The organism is Arthrobacter ginkgonis (assembly GCF_039540195.1).
Lineage (GTDB): Bacteria > Actinomycetota > Actinomycetes > Actinomycetales > Micrococcaceae > Zafaria > Zafaria ginkgonis.
Map to the genome: position 1 here is coordinate 1 of NZ_BAABEO010000011.1, position 24,333 is coordinate 24,333.

Consider the following 24,333-nt stretch of genomic DNA (forward strand, 5'->3'; position numbering starts at 1 on the left):
GTGTCGGAGGACCAGACCGAGGCGCCCAGGCCCACGTCCAGGGCGTTGGCCTTCTCGACGGCCTCCTCGATGGTGGAGTACCTGATGATCGGCAGGGCCGGACCGAACTGCTCCTGGGCGACCAGCGGGTTGTCGTTGTCGATGTCGGCGACCAGGGTGGTCGGGTAGAAGTGGCCGGGCCGGGACTCGTCCGGGTTGCCGCCGGTGACGATCCGGGCCCCGGAGTCCCTGGCCGCGTCCACGAGGTTCGCGACGATGTCGTACTGGGCCCTGTTCTGCAGCGGGCCCAGCACGTTGTTCTCGTCCAGGCCGTGGCCCATGGGCATCTTCTTCGCGACCTCGGCCAGGGCGGCGACGGTCTCCTCGTAGATGTCCTCGTGCACGTACAGCCGCTTCAGGGCCGCGCAGGTCTGGCCGGTGTTGATGAACGCACCCCAGAACAGGCCCTCGGCGATCGCGGCCGGGTCCGCGTCCGGCAGCACGATGCCGGCGTCGTTGCCGCCGAGCTCCAGGGTCAGGCGCTTCACCGTGTCCGCGCTGGAACGGATGATGGCCTTGCCGGTGGCGGTGGAGCCGGTGAACATGACCTTGCCGATCACCGGGTGCTCGGCAAGCCGCGCGCCGACGTCGCGGCCGCCGGAGACCACCTGGAGCACGTTGCCCGGCAGCACGCCGTTGAGCACGTGCGCCAGCGCCAGCACCGACAGCGGGGTGTACTCGGAGGGCTTCATGACCACGGTGTTGCCCATCCGCAGCGAGGGGGCCAGCTGCCACACGGCGATCATCATCGGCCAGTTCCACGGCCCGATCGCCCCGACCACCCCGATCGGGCGGTGGTGCAGCTCGGCCCGTCCGCCCTCGTCATCGACCAGCACCTCGGGCTCGAGCTCGAAGGACGCGGTGGCGCGCAGCCACGCCGCGCACCCGCCGACCTCGAAGCGGGCGTTCGGGCCGTTCAGCGGCTTGCCCTGCTCGCGGGAGAGCAGCACCGCGAGGGCCTCCGCGTTGGCCTCGACCGCGTCCGCGGCCCGGTTGAGGTAGGCCGAACGCTCGGCGTGGGACAGCGCGCCCCAGCCCGGCTGCGCGGCGCGGGCCGCGTTGATCGCGGCCTCCAGGTCCTCGACCGTGTGCTCGGGCGCCCGGCCCACCACCTCACCGGTGGCAGGGTCCGGGATCTCCCGCCCGCCCGCGGCCGGCTCGATGGCGGACAACAGGTCCTTGTGGGTGATGGTCTGGGTGTCGGACTGGGCAGTCATGATCGCTCCTTTGCGTCGGTGGATATGCGTTGGCGGGTCGATGGCTAGTGGATCGGTGGGCGGTGGCGTAGGGGCCAAGGATGCCGGTGCGTTCAGGGCGTGTGGACGGAGTCTGGCGCCGGGTCCGTGCCGGATTCGGCCTCCAGTTCCCCGCCGCGGCCGATGCCTGCGTAGACGGCGGGCCGGGTCCGGGCGATCCAGCCGGCCCAGGCGCTGCCGAGCGCGCCGGCAGCCAGGATGATCGCCGGGAGCAGCCAGGCAAGGATGCCGGGTTCCTCAAGTCCGATCAGGACGTCGAAGTTCAAGGCGATCATGCCGAGCAGGACGATGAGTGCCGCTGCGGCGACGGAGGGAGCGACGGTCCGCGTCCAGGGGCCGTACCAGTCGCGGTGGCGGCGGAAGTATCCCACCACTGCCACCGAGGTCAGTGCCATCAGCAGGACCAGGCCGAATGCCCCCATGTTGGTCAGCCACGTGAAGAGGGTCAGGACGGGAAACAGCGGGCCGTACTCGTGTCCGGTGCCAACGGCGGCGAACACGGCGAGCACCACCAGCGCCAGGCCCGACTGGACCAGGGAACCGGCCGCCGGGGCCTGGGTGCGCGGGTTGGTCCGGGCCAGGAATGCGGGCAGGACGCCTTCACGGCCCAGGGAGAAGAAGTACCTGGCCACGACGTTGTGGAAGGCCACCAGCGCGGCCAGCAGGCTGGTGATGAACAGGAGCGAGGACAGGTCGACAAACCACTGGGGAGCGTGGTCGGCCAGGAAGACGAACAGCAGGTCCGGACCGTATTCCTGCGAGCGTGCCACCACCTGTCCGGGGCCCTCGCCGACGGCCATGGCCCAGGCGGAGAAGGCGTAGAAGGCGGCGATGACGATGATGGCGATGAGCGTGGCGCGGCGGGCGGTGGTGCGCGGGTCCTTGACTTCCTCGTTGTAAATGGCGCCGGACTCGAAGCCCATGAACGCGGCGATGCTGAACGCCAGCGCCGCGCCGACGCCCGCCGTAAACAGGGATCCGGGGGCGAGGGACTGCCCGCCGACCCCTTCCGGCGCGGTGCCGAGGGCGAAGACGTCGTAGACGATGACCACCAGGAACTCCAGGGCCACCAGGAGGCCCAGGACCTTGGCCGAGAGGTCGACCTTGTTCACACCCAGCACCCCGACCACCACCCAGCCGACCAGCGCGCACGCCCACCAAGGCAGGTCGGCGCCGGTGAAGCCGCCGATGAAGGAGGACAGGGCGAAGCCAAACAGGCCGTAGATGCCGATCTGCATGGCGTTGTAGGAAAGCAACGCCACCCACGCGGCTCCGACGCCGGCGGGCTTGCCCAGCCCGCGCGCGATGTAGGCATAGAAGGCGCCGGCATTGTGGACGTGCTGGCTCATGGCGGAGTAGCCCACGGAGAAGAGGAGCAGGACGGCCCCCAGCACCACGAAGGAGAGCGGGATGCCCAACAGGCCGGTGACGGCGAAGTTGCTGGTCACGCCACCGGCGACCACCGTCAGGGGCGCGGAAGCAGCGATGATCATAAAGACGAGCGCCGGAACGCCCAGCCGGCGCTGGCCAAGATGGGGCGAGGCAGGCTGCCCGGATGCGTGGTTGAGGCTCATGGGAGCTCCTGGGGCCTGGCGTCCGGTGCTGGACGCGGGATCGAATGGTGCTTGTCTCAACTGTCCCCGGGACGGGTCCGTCCGGGCTTGTCATCCCCTGCCCGGCACTTGCCTTCCGGCGCCCGGTTTGGGGAGGTTGCCGTTCGCCGATGCCCTTCACCGGCCGAGACAGCGGCGGGAGACGACGCCGGCTGGAGACGAGGGAGGCAGGGCACGACGGTGGGCGGGCACGCCCGCGAGGGGCTTCCCGCCGTCGCGCCCTCAGGTGCGGCGGCCCGCCGTCGTGATGCGGCAGGGACCGCGGCCCGTCGCCTTAGACAGCCAAGGCGCCGACGCCGTTGCGGTACTGGGCCGGCGAGACACCGTAGGCGGTGCGGAACGCGCGGCTGAAGTGGGCCGCGTCCGGCAGTCCCCAGCGGGCGCCGATGGCCCCGACGGGCACGCCGGCGTGCAGCGGGTCGGAGAGGTCCCGCCGGCAGTGCTCCAGCCGGCGTTCGCGCACCCAGCCCGCCACGGTGAGCCCTGAGGCGGCGAACAGCTTGTGCAGGCTGCGCACGGAAACGAAGTGCGCGGCGGCGATCATGGCCGGGTCCAGGCCGGGGTTGGCGAGTTGGGCCCCGATGAAATGCTGGATCCGGCGCAGCAGGCGCACGTTGGAGTCCACGGTCTGCCCGGCGCGGGAGTAGACCTCGTCGGCGAGGACGGTGGAGAGCAGGTCGACGACGTTCATGGCCAGCCGATGCCCGATCGGTCCGTCCAGCGTGGGCAGCAGGGATCCGATCTGCTTCAGGAACGGCGCCACGGCGGAGCCAAGCCGGTGTCCGGAGTCCATCCGCACGGCGGTGAGCTCGGCGACGTCCTCGGCCGGCAGCCCGGTCAGCTGCTGCGGGAACATCAGCACCAGGGTGGTGAAGTCGCCGTCGAAGGAAAGCGTGTAGGGGCGCCCGGTGTCATAGATCGCCAGGTCCCCCGGACGCATCACGGTCTCGCGGCCGTCCTGGACCAGTAGCGCGTGGCCGCTGACCTGGAGGTTCAGCTTGTAGTAGGGCATGGAGGACCCTGCGATCAGGCCCGGCGTGCGCTCCACGGCGTGCGGGCCCGCTGCGACCTCCATGATGGCGACCTCATTGAGTTGGCGGCCGCCCACTTGGCCGGAGAAGGGTCCGGGACGCACCGCCGTGGCTTCCAGCGGCACGAAGGAGTCGGAGACCAGCCGCCGCCATTCGGCAAAGGAATCGGCGTGCTGGACCTGGTACGGAACGGTGCTCATGGGCGGGCCTCCGGAGGGGACGGAACTTCCGGTGATGCGTGTCACAGTTCAACCACTGTACGGTGAAACGCGGCGGAAGTCACGTTTTTTCTCCCTCCGTTGAATAACAGTGGACCCGGCCAAGCCGGTCGGAGCCGCCGCTGGGCGTGAACCGAGGGGCCGTTCAGTCCGCCCTGAGCAGCCCCAGATGCACCTCCAACTGCGTTTCGAGGTGGTCCGGAGTGTTGAAGTCGGCATCGAACACCGCGGCGATCTGCGCTCCCAGCAGGAAGGTCAGCAGCGTTTCGGCCACCGCGTCGACGGGCAGCCGGGCCGGAGCGGCCCCTGCCGCGCGCGCCTCGCGCAGCCAGGCGCGAATCTTCCGCCGCCATTCGAGCATCACCGCATCGTTGAGTTCGGCCTGATCGGGGTTGTTCAGGGCCGACTGCCAGAAGGAGATCACCACGCGCGCCTCGTCGAGGCGCTCCTCGTCCAGCGGCAGGACCTCCAGGCAGAAGGCATGCAGCGCCTCGAAGCCGGTCGCCTCCTCCGTCACCGCGTCGATGCGCCGGCTGGTGCGCTCGAACACGTGCGCAAAGGTGGCGCGTATCAGGCTGGCCTTGGTCGGGAAGTAGGGCTTGATCGCGCCATTGGCGAACCCCGCCTCGGCGGCCACGTCGCGCAGCGTCGCGGCGTCCAGTCCGCGCCGGGCGATGATCCGCCAAGTGGTCTCGACGATCTCTCCCCGGCGGTGCTCGTGGTCAACGATCTTCGGCATGTTCCCTTTCCGGGCCGTCGCTCGACGCCCCCAGCCATCCTAGGCCGGGGCGCTCCCGTGCGGGTTCGCGGACAGCACGGCGTGCTGGTGCGCCGCAGGTTCGGCGACCCGCGCGGCGTCGAACACCTTCCTGCCCGCGAACCAGGTCTGGCGGGCGGTGAGGTACCGGACCCGGTCGATGCCGACCGCGTAGGGGTCGTCGGAGAGCAGCACGAAGTCCGCCGACTTGCCCGGGACCAGCGATCCGGCCACGTCGTCGATGCCCATGGCTTCCGCGCAGGCGGTGGTGTAGATCCGGATGGCCTCCTGCAGGGTGATGGCCTGCTCCGGCCACAGCGTTCCCGGGAACTGTCCGGAAGGGTCCTTCCGGGTGACCAGCCCGTAGATGCCTTCCCAGGCGTTCGGGGACACGCTGACCGGCCAGTCCGAGCCGCCGGCCACCCGCGCCCCGGCGTCGAGCAGGGAGCGGTTCGGCTGCATCTTCGAGGCCCGCTCGGCCGGCAGCACGGTGGCAATGGCCTCGGAGATGACGCCGGGGAACCACAGCGACGGGGAGATGTCGGCGGTCACGTCCAGTTCGGCGAAGCGGGCGATGTCGTCCGGGTGCACGAACTGCCCGTGGGCGATGTGGTACTTCACCTCCGTGTGGCCGGCCGCGCGGACCTTCCGCACGGTGTCCAGCACCAGGCGCACCGAGGCGTCGCCGGTGCAGTGGATCTTCGCCGAGATCCCGCGTTCGGCGGTGCGCAGCAGCCAGCCCTCGAGCTCGGCCGGGTCCATGGTGGTGCCGCCGCAGTGGCACTCCGGGAAACCGGCCGCGGGCAGGTAGGGCTCCAGGAAAGCGGCGGTACCCGAGGGCGGCACGCCATCGAGGAAGATCTTGATGAAGTCCGGCCGGTGATGCGCCGAACGGGTTTCCGCACGGTGGGCGATGATCCCCTCCCCCAGCGGCTCGGTGCCGAAGATGAAGTCGTTGGCCTGCATGGACGTGACCACCCAGGCCTGCAGCTCGCCGTCGTCGTCCAGCTTCTTCAGCGCGCGCATCAGCTGCAGCGAGGCGGCCGCGTCCTGGAAGCCGGTGATGCCGTGGGAATGCAGGATCTCGATGCCGCGGGCGGCCGCGCGGGCCAGGTCCTCGGTGCGGGTCGGCCGCAGCCGGGCCAGCGTCTTCTCCACCAGGACGCCGCCGGCCTCGATCAGCACGCCGGTGGCCCGGCCCGTGCCGTCGCGCAGGATCTGGCCGCCCTCCGGGTCCGCGGTGGCTGCGTCGATGCCCGCCAGTTCCAGCGCCTTGGAATTGGCCCAGCGGTTGTGCTTGGAGTCGTCCTTCAGCAGCGCGGGGCGGCCACCGGTGGCCGCGTCGAAGCGGGCCAGCGCCTGGGGGTCATTGAGTTCGGCGAGCAGGCCCGAGCCCCAGCTGCCGCCGACCACCCATTCGTCCGGGCCGAGCCCCGCGGCGTGGCTTTCGACGGCGGCCAGCAGTCCGTCCAGCGCCAGCGTCGGCGGGGCATCGAGCTCGAACAGGTCCATCTGTCCGGCGATCATGTGGTGGTTGTGCACGTCCAGCAGGCCGGGCATCACGTAGCCGCCCTCCAGGTCGACCACCTCGATGGCGGCCGCGGCCAGCGCCGCGGCTTCCGCGCCGACGGCGAGGACCCGGCCGCCGGAAACCGCCAGGGCATGGGTGCGGGCGAGCTCCGGGTCGAGGGTTTCGATCACGCCGTTGATGAGGACGAGGTCTGCGCTCGGTGCTGTCATCTCGCAAGGTCCTTTCGGGAAGGGTGCGTCGGGAACATTCCACAAGGGAGCCTCCCGGGAACGGTCGCCTCCGATGAATTTCTCCATTCGGAGGTTTCGCGGCAAGTTTCGGGACCGCAGCCCTCCCGGAGCGGCCCCGGTGCGGGCGGCATGGTTCGCTCCAGCCTGCCTCCCGAACCGCCCGATCGGCTTGGCTTTGCGCGCCTCCCACTTGAATTTCCCGGCAGGACACGCGGCCCCATACTGCCGAGGGGGTGAAAAAACAACCCCTTGTCAGAACTTTCCGGACTCGCTAATCTCTACAATCAGAGAAAATAAAACGTGGCCTAGAGCACACCCTCCAGAACACCCCCGCTGCAGCACACATCTCCAGGCCGCTCCCCTCCCCCACGGCGCCCCACCCGGCGCTCCCTCACTTCCCCTCCCGTTCCCGACATTGGAGACACCATGACCTCGTGCCATTCCACCCCGGATGCCGGCTCCACCGCCGCCGGCCTGCTGACCATGACGCCCACCGGGGCCTATGCGCTGCCTGCGGCCGAGGAGATCACCGCCGTGCGCGCCGTACTGGCGGAGGCCGGCCTCTTCCCCGAGTCGATGCGCGTCGCCTACCTGGGCCTCGTCGACCCGCGCCGGGACGGCGACCCCGAGGCCGTGGACCGCCGCTTCCGGGTGTTCCTGATGGACACCGCCGGTGGCCGGCCCAAGGACGTCGTCGTCTCGGCCACCCGCGCCGAGGTCGAATCCGTCGTCGAACTCGACACCGCCGTGAACGGGGAAATGCCCGTCATCGACGAGGAGTTCGAGGTCGTCGAGCGGGTCCTCTCCACCCACCCCGAGTGGCTCGCGGCCCTGGAGAAGCGCAACCTCGAAGTGGAAAAGGTCCGCGTCGCTCCGCTCTCGGCCGGCGTCTTCGAGTACCCGGAGGAGAAGGGCCGCCGCGTCCTGCGCGGGCTGGCCTTCGTGCAGGAGCACCCGGAGGACTCCGCCTGGGCGCACCCCGTCGACGGGCTCGTCGCCTACGTCGACGTCACGGCCGGCACGGTCGACCAGATCCTGGACTTCGGCGCGGTTGAGATCCCGGCCGAGCACGGCAACTACACCGACCCCGAACTGACCGGCCCGCTGCGCACCACGCAGAAGCCGATCGAGATCACCCAGCCCGAGGGCCCGTCCTTCACCGTGACCGGCGGCAACCACGTCGAGTGGGAAAAGTGGAGCCTGGAGGTGGGCTTCGACGCCCGCGAGGGCCTGGTCCTGTACAACGTCGGCTTCCAGGACGGCGAGCGCGTGCGCCGCATCCTTAACCGCGCCGCCATCGCCGAAATGGTGGTCCCCTACGGCGACCCGTCCCCGGTGCGCAGCTGGCAGAACTACTTCGACACCGGCGAGTACCTGGTGGGCCAGTACGCCAACTCGCTGGAACTGGGCTGCGACTGCCTCGGCGAGATCCACTACATGTCCCCGGTGGTCTCCGACGCCTTCGGCAACCCGCGCACCATCCAGAACGGGATCTGCATGCACGAGGAGGACTGGTCCATCCTCTCCAAGCACTCGGATCTGTGGAGCGGGATCAACTACACCCGCCGCAACCGCCGCCTGGTGATCAGCTTCTTCACCACCATCGGCAACTACGACTACGGCTTCTACTGGTACCTCTACCTCGACGGCACCATCGAGTTCGAGGCCAAGGCCACCGGCGTCGTGTTCACCAGCGCCCAGCCCTCCCCGGACTACCCCTACTCCTCGGAGATGGCTCCCGGGCTCGGCGCCCCGTTCCACCAGCACCTCTTCGGCGCCCGCCTGGACTTCGCCCTCGACGGCGGACCGAACCGCGTCCTCGAGGAGGAAGCGGTCCGCGTTCCGGTCTCGGCCGAAAACCCGCGCGGGAACGCGTTCACCCGCAAGCGCACCCTGCTGGCCCGCGAGTCGGAGGCCGTGCGGGACACCGACATGGCCGTCGGCCGCGCCTGGATCGTGCAGAATCCCGACTCCCTCAACCGCCTCGGCGAGCCGGTGGGCTACAAGCTGCACCCGCAGGGCCACCCGACCCTGCTCGCGGACCCCTCCTCCTCCGTGGCCCAGCGTGCCGCCTTCGCCACCAAGGCCCTGTGGGTCACCCGGTACAGCGAGGACGAGCACTACCCGACCGGCGACTTCGTCAACCAGCACCCCGGCGGCGCCGGCCTGCCCGCCTTCGTGGCGCAGGACCGGGACATCGACGGCCAGGAAATCGTCCTCTGGCACACCTTCGGCCTCACGCACTACCCGCGCGTGGAGGACTGGCCGATCATGCCCGTGGACCACGTCGGGTTCAAGCTGCGCCCCGAGGGCTTCTTCGACCGCTCGCCGGTCCTGGACGTCCCGGCCCCGGCAGCCGGCAAGCACTGCCACCGGTAACTGGCCATGACCGAGAACGTGCTGTGGCCGGCCGCTCCGGCCGGCCACAGCCGCCCCCTGAAGGCTGCCGTCCCATGCGGGCGGCGGACGGCCCGCACGGCCGCGGCCCTTGCCGCCGTCGCGCTCGCGGCCCACGCGCTGCTGCTCGTCACGCACAACCACGGGCCGTGGCTGACGGCGCTGATCGCGGCCATGTCCGTGGCCTGCGGCGCCTGCGCGGTGAAGGCGTGGCGGAAGTCCTCGGCCCACGAACTGTCCTCGCTGCTGGTCATGTCCCTGGCCATGATGGTGCTGCACCTGGCGCTGTTCATCGGCGCCGGAGGAACGGCCGCCGGACACGCGTCCCACCACGCCGGCCATGCCGGCGCTTCCGCCACCGCCCATGCCGGCCACTCCGGCGGCGTCTCGACCGACGCGCTGCCGTCCGGGGCGGCTTCGAATCCCTCACTGCCCGCCACCGAAGTGCCGGTCCCCGAAGTGCAAAGCGCCGGCATGCAGGGTGCGGGGATGCTGGGCATTGCGGGCCTCGAACTGGCCGTCGCCTGGTCCGCGGGACTCGCGCTGCGGCGGCAGCGTTAGGAAACGGGTCCAAGCCCCGTTCGGGCTTGGACCCGTTTCCTTGGTCTCGGTTCCTTGGACTCGGTTCGCTGGGGATGGGGTTGCCTGACTCACCGGCCCAAGGGCCTGACGGGCGCGTGACGTCAATAAGCGTGCACTGATGGTCAAAGCCTTGCCGCGTGCCGTGGATCACACTGGATCCCATTCGATACGGACACGTGAAAGGCACCCATGCAGATCAACTCCGAGTTCGATTTCATCGTCGTCGGCGCCGGCTCGGCCGGAAACGTCATCGCCCGCCGACTGCTCGACGCCGGCAAGCGCGTCGTTGTGCTCGAAGCCGGCGAGCAGGACATCAACCCGCACATCGACCACCTCAATACGCTGGGCCTGCTCTGGCACAGCGACCAGGACTGGGACTACTACACGGTTGAGCAGGAAGGCTGCGCCGGACGGCGCCTGCACCTGCCCCGCGGCAAGGTGATGGGCGGGTCCCACGCGCTCAATGCCACCATCTGGGTCCGCGGGGACCGGTGGGACTACGACGCCTGGGAGCAGGCCGGCTGCCCCGGCTGGTCCTGGGACGACGTTCTTCCGGTGTTCAAGGCCATCGAGAACTTCGACGGCGGCCCCTCGGAAACCCGCGGCGCGGACGGCCCGCTCGACGTGGTCCAGGATTTCCCGCGCAACCAGATCCAGGAAGACATGCTCGCCGGGGCCCTTGAGGCCGGACTTCCGCTGAACGAGGACTACAACGGCGGAAGCGTCGAGGGCGTCTCCCGGATGCAACTCAATGTCCGCGACGGCAAGCGCCTGAACACGTGGCGGGCCTATCTGAAACCGGTCGCCGACCATCCGAACCTCACCCTGCTCACCGGCGCCCATGCCCGCCGGCTGCTGATCGAAAACGGCCGGGTCGCCGGCGTCGAAGTCGACCATCAGGGCGAGCGGAAGACCCTGCGCGCCGCCGAGACGGTCCTGACCGCCGGGGCGCTGAATTCGCCGGAACTGCTGCTGCGCTCGGGCATCGGACCGGCGGCCGAGCTGCGTGAAGTGGGGGTCGAGCCGGTGCATGACCTGCCCGGGGTGGGCAAGAACCTGCACGACCACCTGCTTTCACCCGTCATCTTCACCACCGGCGCCCGCCCGGTACCGATGGGCGAGACCGCCCCGGCCGAGGTGCATCTGTTCGCCAAGAGCCGCCCCGAACTGCCCGTCCCGGACACCCAGCCGATTTTCTTCTCGGTGCCGATGTACTCCCAGGACTACAAGCCCGGCGACATGACCGGCCCGGACAACGGCTTCTCCTTGCTCGGCGGACTCGTCCGTCCGGCCAGCCGCGGCGAACTGACCCTCACCGGCCCCAACCCCGAGGACCCGATCCGCATCGACCTCGGCGCGCTCGAAGAGCAGCAGGACGTCGATGCGCTGGTGGCCTCCGTGCGGCAGTGCCGGCAGATCGGGCGCACACAGGCCCTGGCCGGTTGGGAACCGACCGAGATCTACCCGGGGCCGGACGTGGCCGATGAGGATCTGGAGACCTACGTCCGGGAATCTGCGGTGACCTACCACCACCAGGTCGGCACCTGCAAGATGGGCCAGGACGATCTTGCGGTGGTGGACCCGCGCACCTTTGCGGTCCACGGTTTGCAGGGTCTCCGGATCGCCGACGCCTCGATCATGCCGCTGGTGCCCACCGGCAACACCAACGCCCCCGCCATCATGATTGCCGAGCGGGCCGCCGCCGTGCTTGTCGCCGGCAGCGACGCAACGATTGCACGGGCCGCGGTCACCGAATCCGTGTCCGGCTAACCTCAGAACGCCATGGGGGCGGAGGGCGGGGGCACACTCCCCCGCCCTCCGCCTTGGATATTCCGCCGCTCCTTGAGCCCTGTTTCCGGCCTCTTGGCGCTGTTCGAGCCGGCGCCAAAGGGCGGACCTTAGCGATCCGTGGCGGCGTTCCTTGATTTCTCGTTGTCGTTAAGTGCCCATGAAGGATGCTCACGGCGGCTCCCACAACGTCGCTATCCATGGAGAGCGAGTCTTGCCACCGTGGCATGCAAGACGGTTTGTCGAGACACTCGTGCGCGCGCCCGGCGATTCCTGGGCCACCCTCGCAACGGTGTCCCTGCGGTACGGAAGGTGGGTGTGGAAGCCTCTGCGCGGGGTTTTCCGCTTTCTTTGGCCGTTGAGTTCCCTACCGGCGGGGGAGGTTCTCCAGCTAAGGGTCTGTTCGCCTCGGTTTGTCGAACCAGGTCCTCGCTTCCTTCGTAAGGGAGTGCGCCGGGCCCTTGTTCAGGATGCATTCGACTGGATCGAGGCCGAACAATACTGCCGCCGCAAGATCGAAGAATCACGTCGACGGTACGGTCCCTGGCTGGTCGAAGCGTGGGAGAAGGATTTCTTGGTCTTTGACCCGGACGACGGCTAGGAAATGGTTCCATGAAGGTTGTGAACAGCGTGGCGTGAAGGTGCGGTAATGGTGAAATAACGCTCTGAGGGAACACTCATGACTGGACACCGTGCCGTCGGCGGGGTTTCCCCTCGGTCGGGCTGATGGTTCGGCCGGGACGTTTTGCCGGAGGGGTTCGGCCCACCGTCCGTCGCACCGTTTCGGCTTTAGGGAAGGGACCCATCCAAGGGCCACCAGGAAGGGTTCGGCCGGGCCCCGGCCTTGACGAAGAAGCTGTTGGACACGCTGCCGCCGTTCATCAGGACCAAGAGGGGCGGATTGCCCAGAGGACCCGAACGTTTCCTCGATGGGCGTGGTCCGCGTCGGCGCGGAAGGTTAGGGAAGCCGGCGGGCAAATGCCCGAAGTCGCAATAAATGAAGTCGCAGTCAAGGAGTCAGAACATGCCTCGACCTGAACAGCCGGCACCGAATGTGAGTTCGTTGGCGAACCCCACAACGGCGCGAGAGGGCCAAGGCGTGGACGTGCCGAACCTAGGCTCCCAGGCCTTGGGCGCGTTTCTCGCCACGGCGGGCTCGTTGACGCTGGCGGATCGCAAGCTGATCGTGGACCAGGCGCTGCTCCTGATCGAATCGAACTACGTGCACTTGCCGATGAAGGAGGCAATGTACGCGGCGAACCCGGTGCGGCGCCTGCGGCTGCTGCGAACGAGGCTGGATCGGCAAACGGCGACGGCGATGGAGCCGGAGTGGCTGTTCCACTGGCAGGTGTCGAGCATCTTCCACTCGGTCCGTGATCTCCATACCAACTACCTGCTTCCGGCGCCTTTCGCAGGCCAGATCGCCTTCCTGCCGTTCCGGATCCAGAAAGCGCACGACGCCGGCGCCGACCACTACATCGTCACGCAGATCCTCAGCGGGTTCCACGCCGAAGGTTTCGACGTGGGGGCGGAGATTACCCATTGGAACGGCATACCGATCGCACGCGCCGTGGCCGTGAACGGTGCCCGCTTCGCGGGCAGCAATACCGCGGCGAACCTGGCGCGCGGACTCGATTCGCTCACGTTGCGTCCGCTGCTCATCCAGCTTGCTCCGGACGAGGAATGGGTGACCGTGAGCTTCGTGGGCAACGACGGAGCAAAGCGCGAAGTGCGCGCCCACTGGCAGGTCGCGCCCAACCTGCCGCCGGCGACCGACCACGATGCGGTGACCGTGGCGGCGACCTCCATGGGACTGGACCTGGATTCCGACGAGAAGTCGCGCGCGATGAAGCTGCTGTACCGCCCGGACGTCGTGGACCTCGAAGAGGGGCAGAGCTCGGCGGAACTGGCCGAGCCGGTGGCGGTGGAGGGCGCCGACATCGCGACCACCATGCCGGGAGTGTTCCGGGCACGGGCGGTGAACACCCCCAGCGGAACCTTCGGCTACGTGCGGATCTTCACCTTCAACGTCAACGATCCGGTAGCTTTTCGCGACGAGTTCGTGCGCCTGACCGGACAGCTGCCCCAAAACGGGCTGATCGTCGATGTGCGGAGCAACGGCGGCGGGCACATCTTTGCGGCGGAATTCCTCCTGCAGACCATGACCCCGAGAACGATCTCCCCCGAACCGGTGCAGTTCATCAACACTGCGCTCAATCTGCGGATCGTTCGCCGGCACAAGGACAATCCGACGGGCCAGATCGATCTGGGGCCGTGGCACGAATCGCTGGAGCAGGCCGCCGAGACGGGAGCGACCCACTCGGCCGCCCACCCGATCACTCCCGCCGCCGGGGCGAACGAGATCGGCCAGACCTATCACGGACCGGTGGTCTTGGTCACCGATGCCCGCTGCTACTCGGCCACGGACATCTTCGCCGCCGGATTCGCCGATCACCGGATCGGACGGATCCTCGGCGTCGATGACAGCACCGGCGCCGGCGGGGCCAACGTCTGGACCCACGGGCTGCTGGCCAACCTGCTGCAGCTTCCGGCCCCGGCGGACGCCGAATCGCCCTACCGTGCGCTTCCCAACGGTGCGAACCTTCGGACGGCCATTCGGCGCACGCTACGGGTCGGTGCGGCGGCCGGAACCCCCGTCGAAGATTACGGTGTCCAGCCGGACGCGCTCCATCGGATGACGCGCAACGATGTGCTCGGCGAAAACGTCGACCTGTTGGCCGCGGCAGGACAAATGCTCGCCTCCATGCCGGTGCGCCGGATGGACATGGTCATCGAAGCTTCTGCCACAGGTACGGCCACCATCGGCCTGACGGTGGCCGGGATCGACCGCATCGACCTCTATCTGAACAACCGACCCCGGATCTCCCAGGACGTGACAGACGGCAACGTCCGCCTGACCCTCCCGGACGTGGCCCCCGGACAAAGACTGAGCGCCTACGGCTTCGCCGCCGGAGAACTCGTCGCCGCCCGCCGGGCGACAATCTGACCATTTTTCTGGCACTCCCGCGCGGACATCGTTGAGAGCCAACGCGGACGATTGACGACCTGTCCGAGGAAGAGTCTCAGAGCGGAAGAGCGTTGAAGTCCAACCTAAGGAGCACGTCATGGCCGCTTGGGAATCAGGCTGGTATTACCTCGCCGCTGGAGCCTCCAACACCTACTGGGTGTCGTGGGGCGACACTTGGCAGGGATTGCAATACATGATGGCGGAACCGAGAGGCGGGCAGTCCCGGCTGCACGTGACGGCATACGGCATACAGAGCATTCCGAGATTCGGCGCGAGCCCGTTGACCTCCTACTGGGTGGACGTCACCAACTACGGACCCTTCGGCACCAACTTCGTGCTGCGCGGTCACAGGGTCGATTGAGGAGAGGCACCATGGAACACCGACAGCGCACCGATAAGCTTCTCGTCGTCGCCGACGAGTCCGGGAACATCGTGGCCGCGATGTGGCCGGGCGCGGACTCCGAGAACGGACCCACCGAGACGGGAATGGGCATCGCAGACGGCCAATCAGCCTACGAGGTCCTCGTCCCCGAGGAGTTGCACGAGCTTGCCCAGACCGACCTCGGCAAGCTCCGCCTCAAGACTGATACCCCCGAAGCCACCCTCATCCGAGATGACGAGTACAGGGAATAGCCGTCTCGGCTCCTACCACCATTCGCTGGTTTGTTGTGCCCGAGCTGTCCAAGCGGCGAGAAAAAGACACGGACGCGCTCCAAGTCAGCCTGAGGGCATCACAGCATGAGCAGCGCAACCTCAATTGCTTGATGCAGTAAGGCCACGGGTACAAGGAGGCGGGAACCGCCCACTCGGTTCCCGCCTCCTTTTCCTGCAAACGCTTTCCCGCAGCTTGTCCTGCCGCCTCGCAAGCCGTGGGATGCAAGACGGATTCCGAAACAGAAAGGCACCCTCCCGGAAGCCCGCGGAGCCCCCACGCGCGACACCGGTGGAGCCCTGACGGGCACGAGTACAGCGACTCAGTCCGGGCCCTCAGAGCCTGATCGACCAAACCAATAGCCACGCAGCGCCCGCAATACACCACGTCAATAATCGCAACCGACCGGGAAGAAATCTCGGCCACTGCCCCTCGGTAGTACGACAATGACCTTGCGGTAAGCATGGTTTGGCTGAAGCAAACCGGCCTTATCCTGTTTGCGAGACGCTGGAGGACGCGCCATGGAGTGGCTCCTTGTAGGCAAGGTACTGGCACCGCTTGCCAGTCGCCCCGCAGCTGATGCGGCATCCAGTCTTTTGAGGCCCTGGAAGGTTGCGTTCGTAACCAAAGGAGCAGCAAAAAAAGAGGGAATCCGGGTCAGGTATTTTCCGCTGCGCAGCTGCATCGGTCGCCAGCGGATTTTCGAGCTCTTCCGCCAGGCGTCATCAGAGCCCAAAAATACCTCGTACGAGCGCATGGATGACTTGGCCCCTGCACTTCGAAACTGCATCGAACAGGGCGGGGAAATTGATCCGAAAAAATTGGATCTATTGCTTGCCATCATGGCAACCGCCTACGTGCACAGTCTGGCTCCGTCCCAAGCGGCACGCTTTGAGGGTGAAGCCACACGCACACACTTCACCGATGAAATATCGACGGTCCTCAACGAGATCTCCGGCCTCCGAGAGGCTCTCGGACGGTCCGGGACAGCGGAGGGAATCTCACCGGACAGCCTGCTCAGCCGTCTCCGTGTCTTCCTCGAGACCGTTGACAGGACCTGCCAGACACACCTTGCCCCTTCCTTCGGCCCGGATGGGGCAGACCAGCAGCGGCTGCAGCAGGAAGCCCGGATCCGGGTGGCCGTCCGGCGGGACGTCGCGAAGCCTTCGGGAGCTGTGGGCCCCTATGTCCCGCTTGCCGGCCGGCCTGGCGGCAGTGGCGACGTGGACATCAAGCCGTGGACCGAGGTGGAGGCCGAAGGTCGGAATCTGGTGGTCCTGGCGGACCCGGGCCTGGGCAAGACCCGCCTGCTTCACCTCCGTGCCCAGCAGCTGGCCCGGGCTGGCCTCTCGGGGCTGGAGAACGGGTTCGCCCCCGAGGAACTGGACCTGCCGGTTCTGGTGCGATGCGACGAGCTGCATGCACATCCCAAGGAATCCTTGGAAGAGGCCTGCGTCGAAATCCTGGCGGTGGCCGAAAACCAGTCCCCCGCGTTCGCCGATTGGCTCCTCAGCCACCTGAAGAGCACACCCAATACCTTCCTGCTCGATGCCCTGGATGAAATCCCGGAACGCACCGCATCACTGCCGCTGGGACACAGGCTCGAGCGCTGGACCGACCGGTCCACTCCGGGCCGGCGGCTCATCATCACCAGCCGCATCGCCGGCTACGAACGTCCCCAGGGACCGGACCTGACCGAAGTCGAACTCCAGCCGTTCTCCCCCGACGACGTACGTGCCTACGTCGACGCATGGGGACTGGACCGGAAGAGCCACACAAAGGTTCTCCGGCAGCTGGAAAACCCTTCCTTCATGGGCCTGGCCCGCATTCCCCTGCTGCTGGCCTTCATCTGCGCCGTAGCCGGCCAGCCCGAATCACTGCCCCGCAGCCGCAAGGACCTCTACGACAGGATGCTCGATCAACTGCTTGGCGAACAGCACCGGCTGCGCGAACGCCAGGACACGACCCCGCGCAAAAGGCTGAAGGAAGCCCACCAGAAGGAACTGCGTCGGATCCTCCCCCAGATAGCGCTGCACTTCGCCACGTCACCCAAGGGCTGGGTGGACCGCATGCCCGCCACGGAACTGGAACAGGCGATAGCCGCCACGCAGCCTAGGATCAAGGACGTCCTGGGCAAATGCGAGAACACGGGAATCCTCACCCGAGCCGGCGTGGAACGATTGTCCGATAGACCCCCCTACTTCTTCCTGCACCGGACCTTCGCCGAGTACCTCACGGCCACCGCGGTTGCGGCAACCGAGGACGGCTGGAGCACGGCCCTGCGTGAGCATCTGTGGTTCGATCAGGACTGGGACCAGATCCTGCCCCTGATTGGTGCCTGTCTGCATGATCCCCGGCCCTACTTGGGGCAGTTGTTGTCAGTGCGCCCGGACTACCTTCACCGGGGACTGCACACTGCGGCACGGGTCATCGCCGAACTCACCGACGACCAAGCATCCCTCGTCCAGGACCAAATACGCGAGGTTTCTTCGCGGCTGCTCAGGCTGCTGGCCGTAAACCTTCCCGAAGCCACCGAGAGTTTGCAGGCGATGGCGGACAGGATCCCGGACAGCAGGGCCCGCGACATTGCCGCGCTGCTGCACCACCCCGGCATTTTTGGAAGAGACGCGGCCATACGGATTCTCGCCCGCCGGGACGGCGACGACGCCACTCAAGCCCTGCTGACCGCCATCGCCGACCCGGAACCCGAAGTGCGCATGGTCGCCGCATACGCCTTGGGTGGCCGGGACGGCGAAGACGTCACTGCGGGCCTGCTCACCGCCCTCGGCGACTCGAGCTTCTGGGTCCGCCATGGGGTGATGCAAGCCTTGGGCGACCGGGACGGCCACAACGTCACCGCGGGCTTGCTCACCGCCCTCACCAACCCAAACCCCGAAGTCCGCCGGGCCGCCGCACTGGCCCTGGGCAGCCGGGACGGCCACGATGTCACCGCCGCCCTCCTCACCGCCCTCACCAACCCGAACCCCGAAGTCCGCCAGGCCGCCGGATACGCCCTAGACGGCCGAGATGGCCGAGATGGCGAAAACGTCACCGCCGCCCTGCTCAACGCCCTCACCGACCCGGAACCCGAAGTGCGCCGGACCGCCGCACAGGCCCTGGGCAACCGGGACGGCCACGATGTCACCGCGCCCCTGCGCAAGGCCCTCACCGACGACTCGGACCCCGAAGTGCGCCGGGCCGCCGCACGCTCCCTGGGCAGCCGGGACGGCCAAGACGTCACCGCATCCCTGCTCAACGCCCTCACCACCGACCCCAATCCCTGGGTCCGCCATGACGCCGCCCAGGCCGTGGGCGGCCGGGACAGCCGTGAAGTCACTGCCGCCCTGCTCGACGCTCTCACCGACCCGAACCCCTGGGTCCGCCATGACGCCGCCCAGGCCCTAGGCGGCCGGGACAGCCAAGACGTCACCACTGCCCTGCTCGACGCCCTCACCGACCCGGAACCCGAAGTGCGCCGAGCCGCCGCACGCTCCCTGGGCAGCCGGAACGGCCACGACGTCACCACTGCCCTGCTCAACGCCCTCACCGACCCCAACCCTTGGGTCCGCCAAGCCGTCGTACGCGCCCTGGGCGGCCGGGACGGCGAAAACGTCACCACCGCTCTGCTCACCGCCCTCACCGACCCGGAACCCGAGGTCCGCCAAACCGCAGCAGCAATATTGCCGGGAAGGCCAGCCCAGACAGTTATTGCAGGGCTTGCCGCCCAAATTGGTGCCCTCAATACGGACCAGGCCCTGAAGATCTACTCAGGGCTCTCCCCGCTTGCCTGGTCCATGAACACCATGAATGCAACTGACCGGAATGAACTGGTCAGCCTGCTCGGAGTTGTCACAGACTCGATTCCCTCCTGTGACCGTTAGGCCGGAATAGCGGATTTCTTTGAGCGCTCGATGCCGCCAGTCACCGATGAGGGGGATGCTGAAAGCGGCTTCTACGACGTCGCCATCGACCGGAGACGAGTCTTGCTACCCACGGGTTGCAAGACGGTTTGTCGAGACACCTCTCGCCCAAGGGAAGCCAGACCCTCTGTTGCCGGTGCAACCGGGGCGGCAACGCCGCCCCAAACGAGGGGCAGGACCCGACGATCGCGGTACGTGAAACCGTCCTCAACCGGAACGACGTGACCGGCGGCGTTGCTCATCGTCCCCGGCCCGTTGAGGTGCTCTGCCCGACCCATTCACGGGCACCGGTAGCGGCCCAGACGAGGGTTTCCGCGTAGGTCGGGCATCTCCCCCGGAAGAGGCACCCTCCGTGGGCCGCTTCCCGGACCGGACCCCGTAGGCGCCCCGTTCAACTGCACGTCCGAACTGCACGTCAGGACAGGCGCCGGAAATCACCCGGCCCGAGCTTCACATGGATCGGCAGCACCATCTGGAGGTGGGTCAGGCAACAGGATCGTCGAGCAGCTCATCGATCGATGTCTGCCCTTCCAGTTCGCGGGCTCCGTCCGTCTCCATGGACCGACTATAGGCACGGCCACACGCCTAAGGACCTGCAGACACGACTCCGGGGACCCGACACGCGCCCACGGCCCGCCGCCGCTTCCCGCGGCTCCACCCCACGCCAAAGCCCGCCCCGCGCAGTTGGCCGTGGCCTGCCGCCCCGGAACCTCTTCCCCTGGCCCCGCGGACAGGTCCGGAAGCGTTCCGTCCCCCCTGCTGCCGCTGGCGTTCTACTTTCCCAACAGTTCGGAGACCAGGTCCAGAATGCGCTCGACGAAGGATCCGTCCCACCTTTTGAACCATTTTCCGGACGACCGGCGGGCTCGTCGCTTGCTGTCCGTGCTCGGTGTCTTGTCGCCCATGCGCCTTCCGGGGGTGAGGAGTCGGCCGCCGGCTTCCCCTGCCGGTGCGGGCCCCGGTGGCTGAGCGCTACCGTGCCTCCAAGCCTACTGGCAGCCGTCCTGACGGCCCGTGGAAAATGCGCGGAACGACGGGTCCAGGGGAAGCCCGCATCCTATGCAATCAAGAACACGGCTCTTGGTTCGTGGTTTCCTTGATCCATACGGCTTGGGCAGGAGGCCTCATGGATCACCGACCCGTTCCGGCGCGAGTGCTTCAGGGCGTGGCGTTCGCGCTCACACTCGCTGTCGCCCTAGCTGTCCTATTCCTTCCCCTGGTCACCTCAGAGACATACGTAGAGGGGCCGGGGATCCCGGATAGCCCGCCGGTGACCGAACATCTGACCCTGCTTGAAGAAACGGGGCCGGCAATCTTCGTCCCGCTGCTGATCCCAGTACTCCTGACAGGGCTTCCCCTCCTGATCCGCGGGAAACCATGGAGGGGCTTGTCCATCGCGGCAACCGTTCTGCTGGCGATCTTCACCGTGATCGGCTCGGCATCCATCGGCTGGTTCTACCTGCCGGCCCTGCTCGCCTCGGCCGGCGCCGTCCTGGTCCGACCGACGGCCAGACCGGCAGCGGCCTCCTGAGGCACGACGGGAGTCTGCTGTCCCGGAGAACCTTTGAAGATGACTCCTGCGGCCGGGAGTAAGTCTTGCAACGAGTGGGATGCCAGGCGGTCCGTTGAGACACTCATGCCACGCGCAATGCAACGGTGAATCGGCGGCTCCGCGCGATGGCGGTCGCGATTGGATTGCATTACTTGGATGCCGAACTCTTGCTCCGGCACGTATGGGAGGGTGGGGGCATGGACCTCACGAAACCTCCGGGCGCAGCACTGGTGCGGACGTCAATGCCCGTTGTGGTGTTGGGCATCGTGCTCGTTGGGTGTTCAAGTAGCCCGCCACCTCCGGACACGAAGTCGCCGGCGGCCGCCTATGTGCGCACCACCGAGTCGGGGCCGGGGAACGCCGCGCTGCTGGAGGGCATCCTCCGCCTCCAACGCGGCTGCCTGGTGGTTGAGGACGAGTCAGGTCGGCGAACCGTACCGATTTTCCCCACGGATTTCGTCTGGGACGAAGGTACCTCCACTTTGACGGGCTTCGACCATTCCCTTGCCGTGGCTGGCCACGTCTCCCTGGGTGGCGGTTACAACGATTCCGCGGCCGGCGCCGATTACGTCCCCGCGGGATGCGAATCGGCCGAATACTTCATCGTCCACTCAGTCGGGGACTGAACCACACGAAGCCCGGTGCCATCGGCACACCAGATGATGCCAGCGCGCAGTATGACCCCTCTAACGGAAATGTCTTGCAACCGGAGGGATACAAGACAGTTTGTCGAGACACTCAGGCATCCGGACGCTTTTCGAACTCACGATGGGATCGCCGACATACTCCGCGGCGCCTTTCCTGTCTTTTCCACGGACGGCCCCGTGCCCGTAGGAGCACGGCGAAAGCCTCCGCGCCCCTGTTTGTTTCGCACGCCTGAGGGACACGGAACGGCTAGGACCGTTCCGCCATTTCCCCCGGGTGAAGGCCGTTGTCGCTTGCCAGAGGCATCTCCGCCTAGACTCGGAGTAAATCCAAACAGTGGAGGGATCCCCCATGAAGAGAACCGTTGCTGCGGCTGCACTGCTGCTGGTCGCCGCTCTCGCGCTGGGAGGATGCACCCCCGCGGGCCAACCGCCCGAGCCGACCCCGTCAATTCCGACCTCCGCTCCCGCCCCCAGCGAGGGATCCATCCCCGCGGCCACGCCCAGCCAGGGGGTGGACGTGGAAGAGGTCAGGTCCAGTGCCAGCGCGGCAGGACGGCCCAAGGCGGCGTTCGACGAGCACTGCCAGGTGTGGGCCCTGCCTGAGGCCGATTCGAAACAACAGGCCTGGGCCAACGAGCTGGGCTCCTCCTTCCTGGCCGCACGCAACGCCGACTGCCCGGATGCCGCCATCTTCCCGTTCTACTACGTGGAGTCCTTCGAGGCGGGCAAGGAGGGCGAGCTAATCGTCAACGTCGACAGCACCATCAACAACATCATCTGGGACGACAGTGAAATCAAGTCCATCTCCGCCCTCGACCGCATAGCCCTAGGCGTTCTCGACCTGATCGCGGACGACCACCCCGAGGTCTCCCGCGTCACGGCCGTGACTCAAAACGGCCAGCGCACCTCAAGCTCCGATCTCGAGGACCTGGAGCGTGCCCGTTCCGATGACAGCGCCCAAACTGACGGCCGACTGTCCTAGGCCACCGGGAATGCGCATCGCTGTCGGAGGGGAACGGATGGGGACCGCGTCCTCCACGCTCTCGCCCCGGGCGCTCGCTTTCCTGGCTGGCGTTCCTCGAAGGCCCGTGGCGGGCCTTGCCTCCCTGCTACCCCAGTACCGCCTATACGCGGCGTATCTGGACCCGCTTGGGAGACGGCATGACTGAACTATCGGTCGGAGCGCGACCACACATCGAGCAACGCCTCGATCAGACTCTCGGCCTGTGCCTGCTGCTGGCGGCGGCAACCACGCTGGGCGGCATGTTTGGCCTCCTGCTCGTATGGGGCGGGCGGGTCATGCCGGCGTGGGCGATCAGCACCACGCTGCTGGTGGCGTCGCTGGCCCTGGCCATTGCCCGCGCCCGGGTGCGCAGGCACCAGGCACCGGACGCGGGAGAGCAAGGCCCGGTCCGTCGACGTTCCGGACCGTGGGTTGCCCTGGCCGTGGCGACCGGGATCTGCAGCGCGGCCGGCGGGATGGGTGACTTCGTCTTCGACGCCAAGTACACGGTCCTGCAGCCCGGCGGGCCAGGTTTCTGCCAGGCCGCGGTGAAGGAAACCTCGTTCCTGTTTGCCGGGAGCGGCGAGTTGTACGCCGTGGAGTTCGGCGGGCTGGGCAGGGCCGTCAGTTCCTGGGCTGCCGATGACGGATACGAGCCCGTGGCGTCCGGCTCGTACGACTTCGAGTGGACCGACGAGGGGGCGCTTCTGTCCCTCTACGGCGGCGCTGATCCGGTTTGGCCGGGGTCCCATTCCTTCGACTGCCGCTAGTGGAGACAGTTACCCGCAGACCGGTTTCCCGCCCGGAAAGGACATGAACGTGACACCACCGCTGCAGGCCACGCCTGCCCCGTTAATACGCAGACGGATTGTCCAACGGATCGCTCTCACGGCAGGCGCCCTGATCGGGGCCCTCGCCGTCCTGGCGGCGCTCGGTTACCTGGCTCTAATGGCGTTGTTCGCCCATCTGGGGTGGAGCATGGAGCAGGAGGCCGTCCGGGCCGAGGCCATCGGGGCGCAAGGGGCGCGGATCGCCGAGACCCTGCAGGGAGTCGTGGCCGCAACATCCTCCGAGGCCCGCTCCGGGGACCTGGCGACCGGCGAGTCGGTCTTCATCCACGTCGACATCGGCACCTGGAACGCCGATACCGCCCTGACGGTTGCCCGCGAGATCGGCACGTGGCGCTCGGAAAACGAAGACGACCACCTCGAATTGCGGGCCGCGGTCATCGCCCAAAACGCCTACATGGCGATCTCGTCCCAACCAGAAGAGAACGGCTTCCGCGTGGATGTCATCGACCAGATGCTGGCCCGCGAAGGGATCGCCGGCGTGACACTGGTGCCGCTCCCCTACGAAGGGTCCGAGATCGACAGCGGCGGCATGTCCAACGCCTCGCTGACCATGAAGCTTCATCCGGCCGCCGGAGTCGATGAGCACAAGGTCGAAGCGGTCTGGGAAAGCGATCCGCCCACGATCCGGGTCCCTGACCACAGCCGCGTGAACGAGGACACGGGCTACCCGCGCCTGGAGCTTTACCGCGACAGTCCGATCCCCACCCAGATCGTGCCACCCATTGATCTGGCACCGGGTGAGCGCTACGACGAAGCAGGCACATCCCTGCCCCGGGAGCCGTACCTCGACCCGGACGGGATACTCGGAAACCCGTTCTCCAGCTAGACCCGAGGGGCGGCACGCTCCCCCGGTTGGCCGATGGCAACTACGAGCGAACTCCAGTCCGAGTGGAAATTGACCGTCTTGCAACCGACGGGATGCAACACAGCCGAACGAGACAGATGGTTCGTCTCGGAGGTCCGCGGCACCCACTGTCTTGCCACCATGTCTTGCAACCCAATCCTGGAATTGATGTGGTGAAGATCGGTTGCAAGGCACTTCCGGGTCCTGCTGGGCATCGATCACGGTGAAAGCAGCAGAGCCTTCGCGGAACGGCCGAATGCCGATGCGCACCCGTTGCGCCGGCTCCCCGGAGAGGGTCAGAATGGGCGCACATTCGCCGGGGCTGCCACCCGGCTCCACCAGATCCGGTCTTGACGAGCACGGTCAGGGCCCGTCCCAAAGTCCCTGCCCATCA

17 protein-coding genes are annotated in these 24,333 nt (G+C 67.5%); 12 read left to right on the top strand and 5 right to left on the bottom strand.

Annotation, left to right across the window (positions count from 1 at the left end; genetic code table 11):
* The 5 genes from ABD912_RS08525 to ABD912_RS08545 form a co-directional block, all read right to left on the bottom strand.
* Positions 1 to 1,256, bottom strand: a 1,256-nt coding sequence (locus ABD912_RS08525) for an aldehyde dehydrogenase family protein (RefSeq protein WP_345150037.1), incomplete at its 3' end; no start/stop codon positions are given.
* Between the two features lie 92 nt (positions 1,257 to 1,348).
* Positions 1,349 to 2,869 carry an APC family permease gene (locus tag ABD912_RS08530; protein ID WP_345150038.1) on the bottom strand — a complete coding sequence of 507 codons (1,521 nt, stop codon included), beginning with the start codon at positions 2,867 to 2,869 and terminating at the stop codon, positions 1,349 to 1,351.
* A gap of 313 nt (positions 2,870 to 3,182) precedes the next feature.
* Positions 3,183 to 4,139, bottom strand: coding sequence for an AraC-like ligand-binding domain-containing protein (locus tag ABD912_RS08535; protein WP_345150040.1), 957 nt, complete (start codon positions 4,137 to 4,139; stop codon positions 3,183 to 3,185).
* A 163-nt stretch (positions 4,140 to 4,302) separates the two neighbouring features.
* Positions 4,303 to 4,896 (bottom strand): TetR/AcrR family transcriptional regulator, encoded by a 594-nt coding sequence (locus ABD912_RS08540; RefSeq protein WP_345150041.1) that lies wholly within the window; start codon positions 4,894 to 4,896, stop codon positions 4,303 to 4,305.
* Positions 4,897 to 4,935: 39 nt separating this feature from the next.
* Positions 4,936 to 6,654, bottom strand: coding sequence for an amidohydrolase (locus ABD912_RS08545; protein ID WP_345150042.1), 1,719 nt, complete (start codon positions 6,652 to 6,654; stop codon positions 4,936 to 4,938).
* A gap of 447 nt (positions 6,655 to 7,101) precedes the next feature.
* On the opposite strand from ABD912_RS08545, the gene ABD912_RS08550 reads away from it, so the two are divergent.
* The 12 genes from ABD912_RS08550 (at position 7,102) to ABD912_RS08605 (ending at position 23,921) form a co-directional block, all read left to right on the top strand.
* Positions 7,102 to 9,054 carry a primary-amine oxidase gene (locus ABD912_RS08550; protein WP_425548038.1) on the top strand — a complete coding sequence of 651 codons (1,953 nt, stop codon included), beginning with the start codon at positions 7,102 to 7,104 and terminating at the stop codon, positions 9,052 to 9,054.
* A 6-nt stretch (positions 9,055 to 9,060) separates the two neighbouring features.
* Positions 9,061 to 9,633: a hypothetical protein gene (locus tag ABD912_RS08555; protein ID WP_345150043.1), complete on the top strand. Its 573-nt coding sequence runs from the start codon at positions 9,061 to 9,063 to the stop codon at positions 9,631 to 9,633.
* Positions 9,634 to 9,843: 210 nt separating this feature from the next.
* Positions 9,844 to 11,424: a GMC family oxidoreductase gene (locus ABD912_RS08560; RefSeq protein ID WP_345150045.1), complete on the top strand. Its 1,581-nt coding sequence runs from the start codon at positions 9,844 to 9,846 to the stop codon at positions 11,422 to 11,424.
* A 1,123-nt stretch (positions 11,425 to 12,547) separates the two neighbouring features.
* A complete protein-coding gene (locus ABD912_RS08565) occupies positions 12,548 to 14,449 on the top strand; it encodes a S41 family peptidase (RefSeq protein ID WP_345150048.1) in 1,902 nt (633 codons plus the stop codon).
* Positions 14,450 to 14,567: 118 nt separating this feature from the next.
* Positions 14,568 to 14,831 carry a hypothetical protein gene (locus tag ABD912_RS08570; RefSeq protein WP_345150050.1) on the top strand — a complete coding sequence of 88 codons (264 nt, stop codon included), beginning with the start codon at positions 14,568 to 14,570 and terminating at the stop codon, positions 14,829 to 14,831.
* 11 nt (positions 14,832 to 14,842) lie between these two features.
* Positions 14,843 to 15,103, top strand: a complete 261-nt coding sequence (locus ABD912_RS08575) for a hypothetical protein (protein WP_345150052.1) — start codon at positions 14,843 to 14,845, stop codon at positions 15,101 to 15,103.
* Positions 15,104 to 16,345: 1,242 nt separating this feature from the next.
* The gene (locus ABD912_RS08580; protein ID WP_345150054.1) at positions 16,346 to 19,003 is read left to right on the top strand and encodes a HEAT repeat domain-containing protein; all 2,658 of its coding nucleotides are present in this window, start codon (positions 16,346 to 16,348) and stop codon (positions 19,001 to 19,003) included.
* A gap of 1,426 nt (positions 19,004 to 20,429) precedes the next feature.
* Positions 20,430 to 20,573 (top strand): hypothetical protein, encoded by a 144-nt coding sequence (locus ABD912_RS08585; protein WP_345150055.1) that lies wholly within the window; start codon positions 20,430 to 20,432, stop codon positions 20,571 to 20,573.
* A 218-nt stretch (positions 20,574 to 20,791) separates the two neighbouring features.
* Complete coding sequence (locus tag ABD912_RS08590) at positions 20,792 to 21,220, top strand: hypothetical protein (protein ID WP_345150056.1); 429 nt, start codon at positions 20,792 to 20,794, stop codon at positions 21,218 to 21,220.
* Positions 21,221 to 21,590: 370 nt separating this feature from the next.
* The gene (locus ABD912_RS08595) at positions 21,591 to 22,223 is read left to right on the top strand and encodes a hypothetical protein (RefSeq protein ID WP_345150057.1); all 633 of its coding nucleotides are present in this window, start codon (positions 21,591 to 21,593) and stop codon (positions 22,221 to 22,223) included.
* Positions 22,224 to 22,402: 179 nt separating this feature from the next.
* Positions 22,403 to 23,014: a hypothetical protein gene (locus ABD912_RS08600; RefSeq protein WP_345150059.1), complete on the top strand. Its 612-nt coding sequence runs from the start codon at positions 22,403 to 22,405 to the stop codon at positions 23,012 to 23,014.
* Positions 23,015 to 23,063: 49 nt separating this feature from the next.
* Positions 23,064 to 23,921: a hypothetical protein gene (locus tag ABD912_RS08605; protein ID WP_345150060.1), complete on the top strand. Its 858-nt coding sequence runs from the start codon at positions 23,064 to 23,066 to the stop codon at positions 23,919 to 23,921.
* Positions 23,922 to 24,333: the final 412 nt, after the last annotated feature.

Excerpts from the sequence above, each read along its gene's own strand:
- ABD912_RS08575 (WP_345150052.1), top strand. The coding sequence starts at position 14,843 with ATGGAACACCGACAGCGCACCGATAAGCTTCTCGTCGTCGCCGACGAG.
- ABD912_RS08570 (WP_345150050.1), top strand. The coding sequence starts at position 14,568 with ATGGCCGCTTGGGAATCAGGCTGGTATTACCTCGCCGCTGGAGCCTCC.
- ABD912_RS08555 (WP_345150043.1), top strand. The coding sequence starts at position 9,061 with ATGACCGAGAACGTGCTGTGGCCGGCCGCTCCGGCCGGCCACAGCCGC.
- ABD912_RS08545 (WP_345150042.1), bottom strand. The coding sequence starts at position 6,654 with ATGACAGCACCGAGCGCAGACCTCGTCCTCATCAACGGCGTGATCGAA.
- ABD912_RS08560 (WP_345150045.1), top strand. The coding sequence starts at position 9,844 with ATGCAGATCAACTCCGAGTTCGATTTCATCGTCGTCGGCGCCGGCTCG.
- ABD912_RS08595 (WP_345150057.1), top strand. The coding sequence starts at position 21,591 with ATGAAGAGAACCGTTGCTGCGGCTGCACTGCTGCTGGTCGCCGCTCTC.
- ABD912_RS08540 (WP_345150041.1), bottom strand. The coding sequence starts at position 4,896 with ATGCCGAAGATCGTTGACCACGAGCACCGCCGGGGAGAGATCGTCGAG.
- ABD912_RS08600 (WP_345150059.1), top strand. The coding sequence starts at position 22,403 with ATGACTGAACTATCGGTCGGAGCGCGACCACACATCGAGCAACGCCTC.
- ABD912_RS08550 (WP_425548038.1), top strand. The coding sequence starts at position 7,102 with ATGACCTCGTGCCATTCCACCCCGGATGCCGGCTCCACCGCCGCCGGC.
- ABD912_RS08535 (WP_345150040.1), bottom strand. The coding sequence starts at position 4,139 with ATGAGCACCGTTCCGTACCAGGTCCAGCACGCCGATTCCTTTGCCGAA.
- ABD912_RS08590 (WP_345150056.1), top strand. The coding sequence starts at position 20,792 with ATGGACCTCACGAAACCTCCGGGCGCAGCACTGGTGCGGACGTCAATG.
- ABD912_RS08530 (WP_345150038.1), bottom strand. The coding sequence starts at position 2,869 with ATGAGCCTCAACCACGCATCCGGGCAGCCTGCCTCGCCCCATCTTGGC.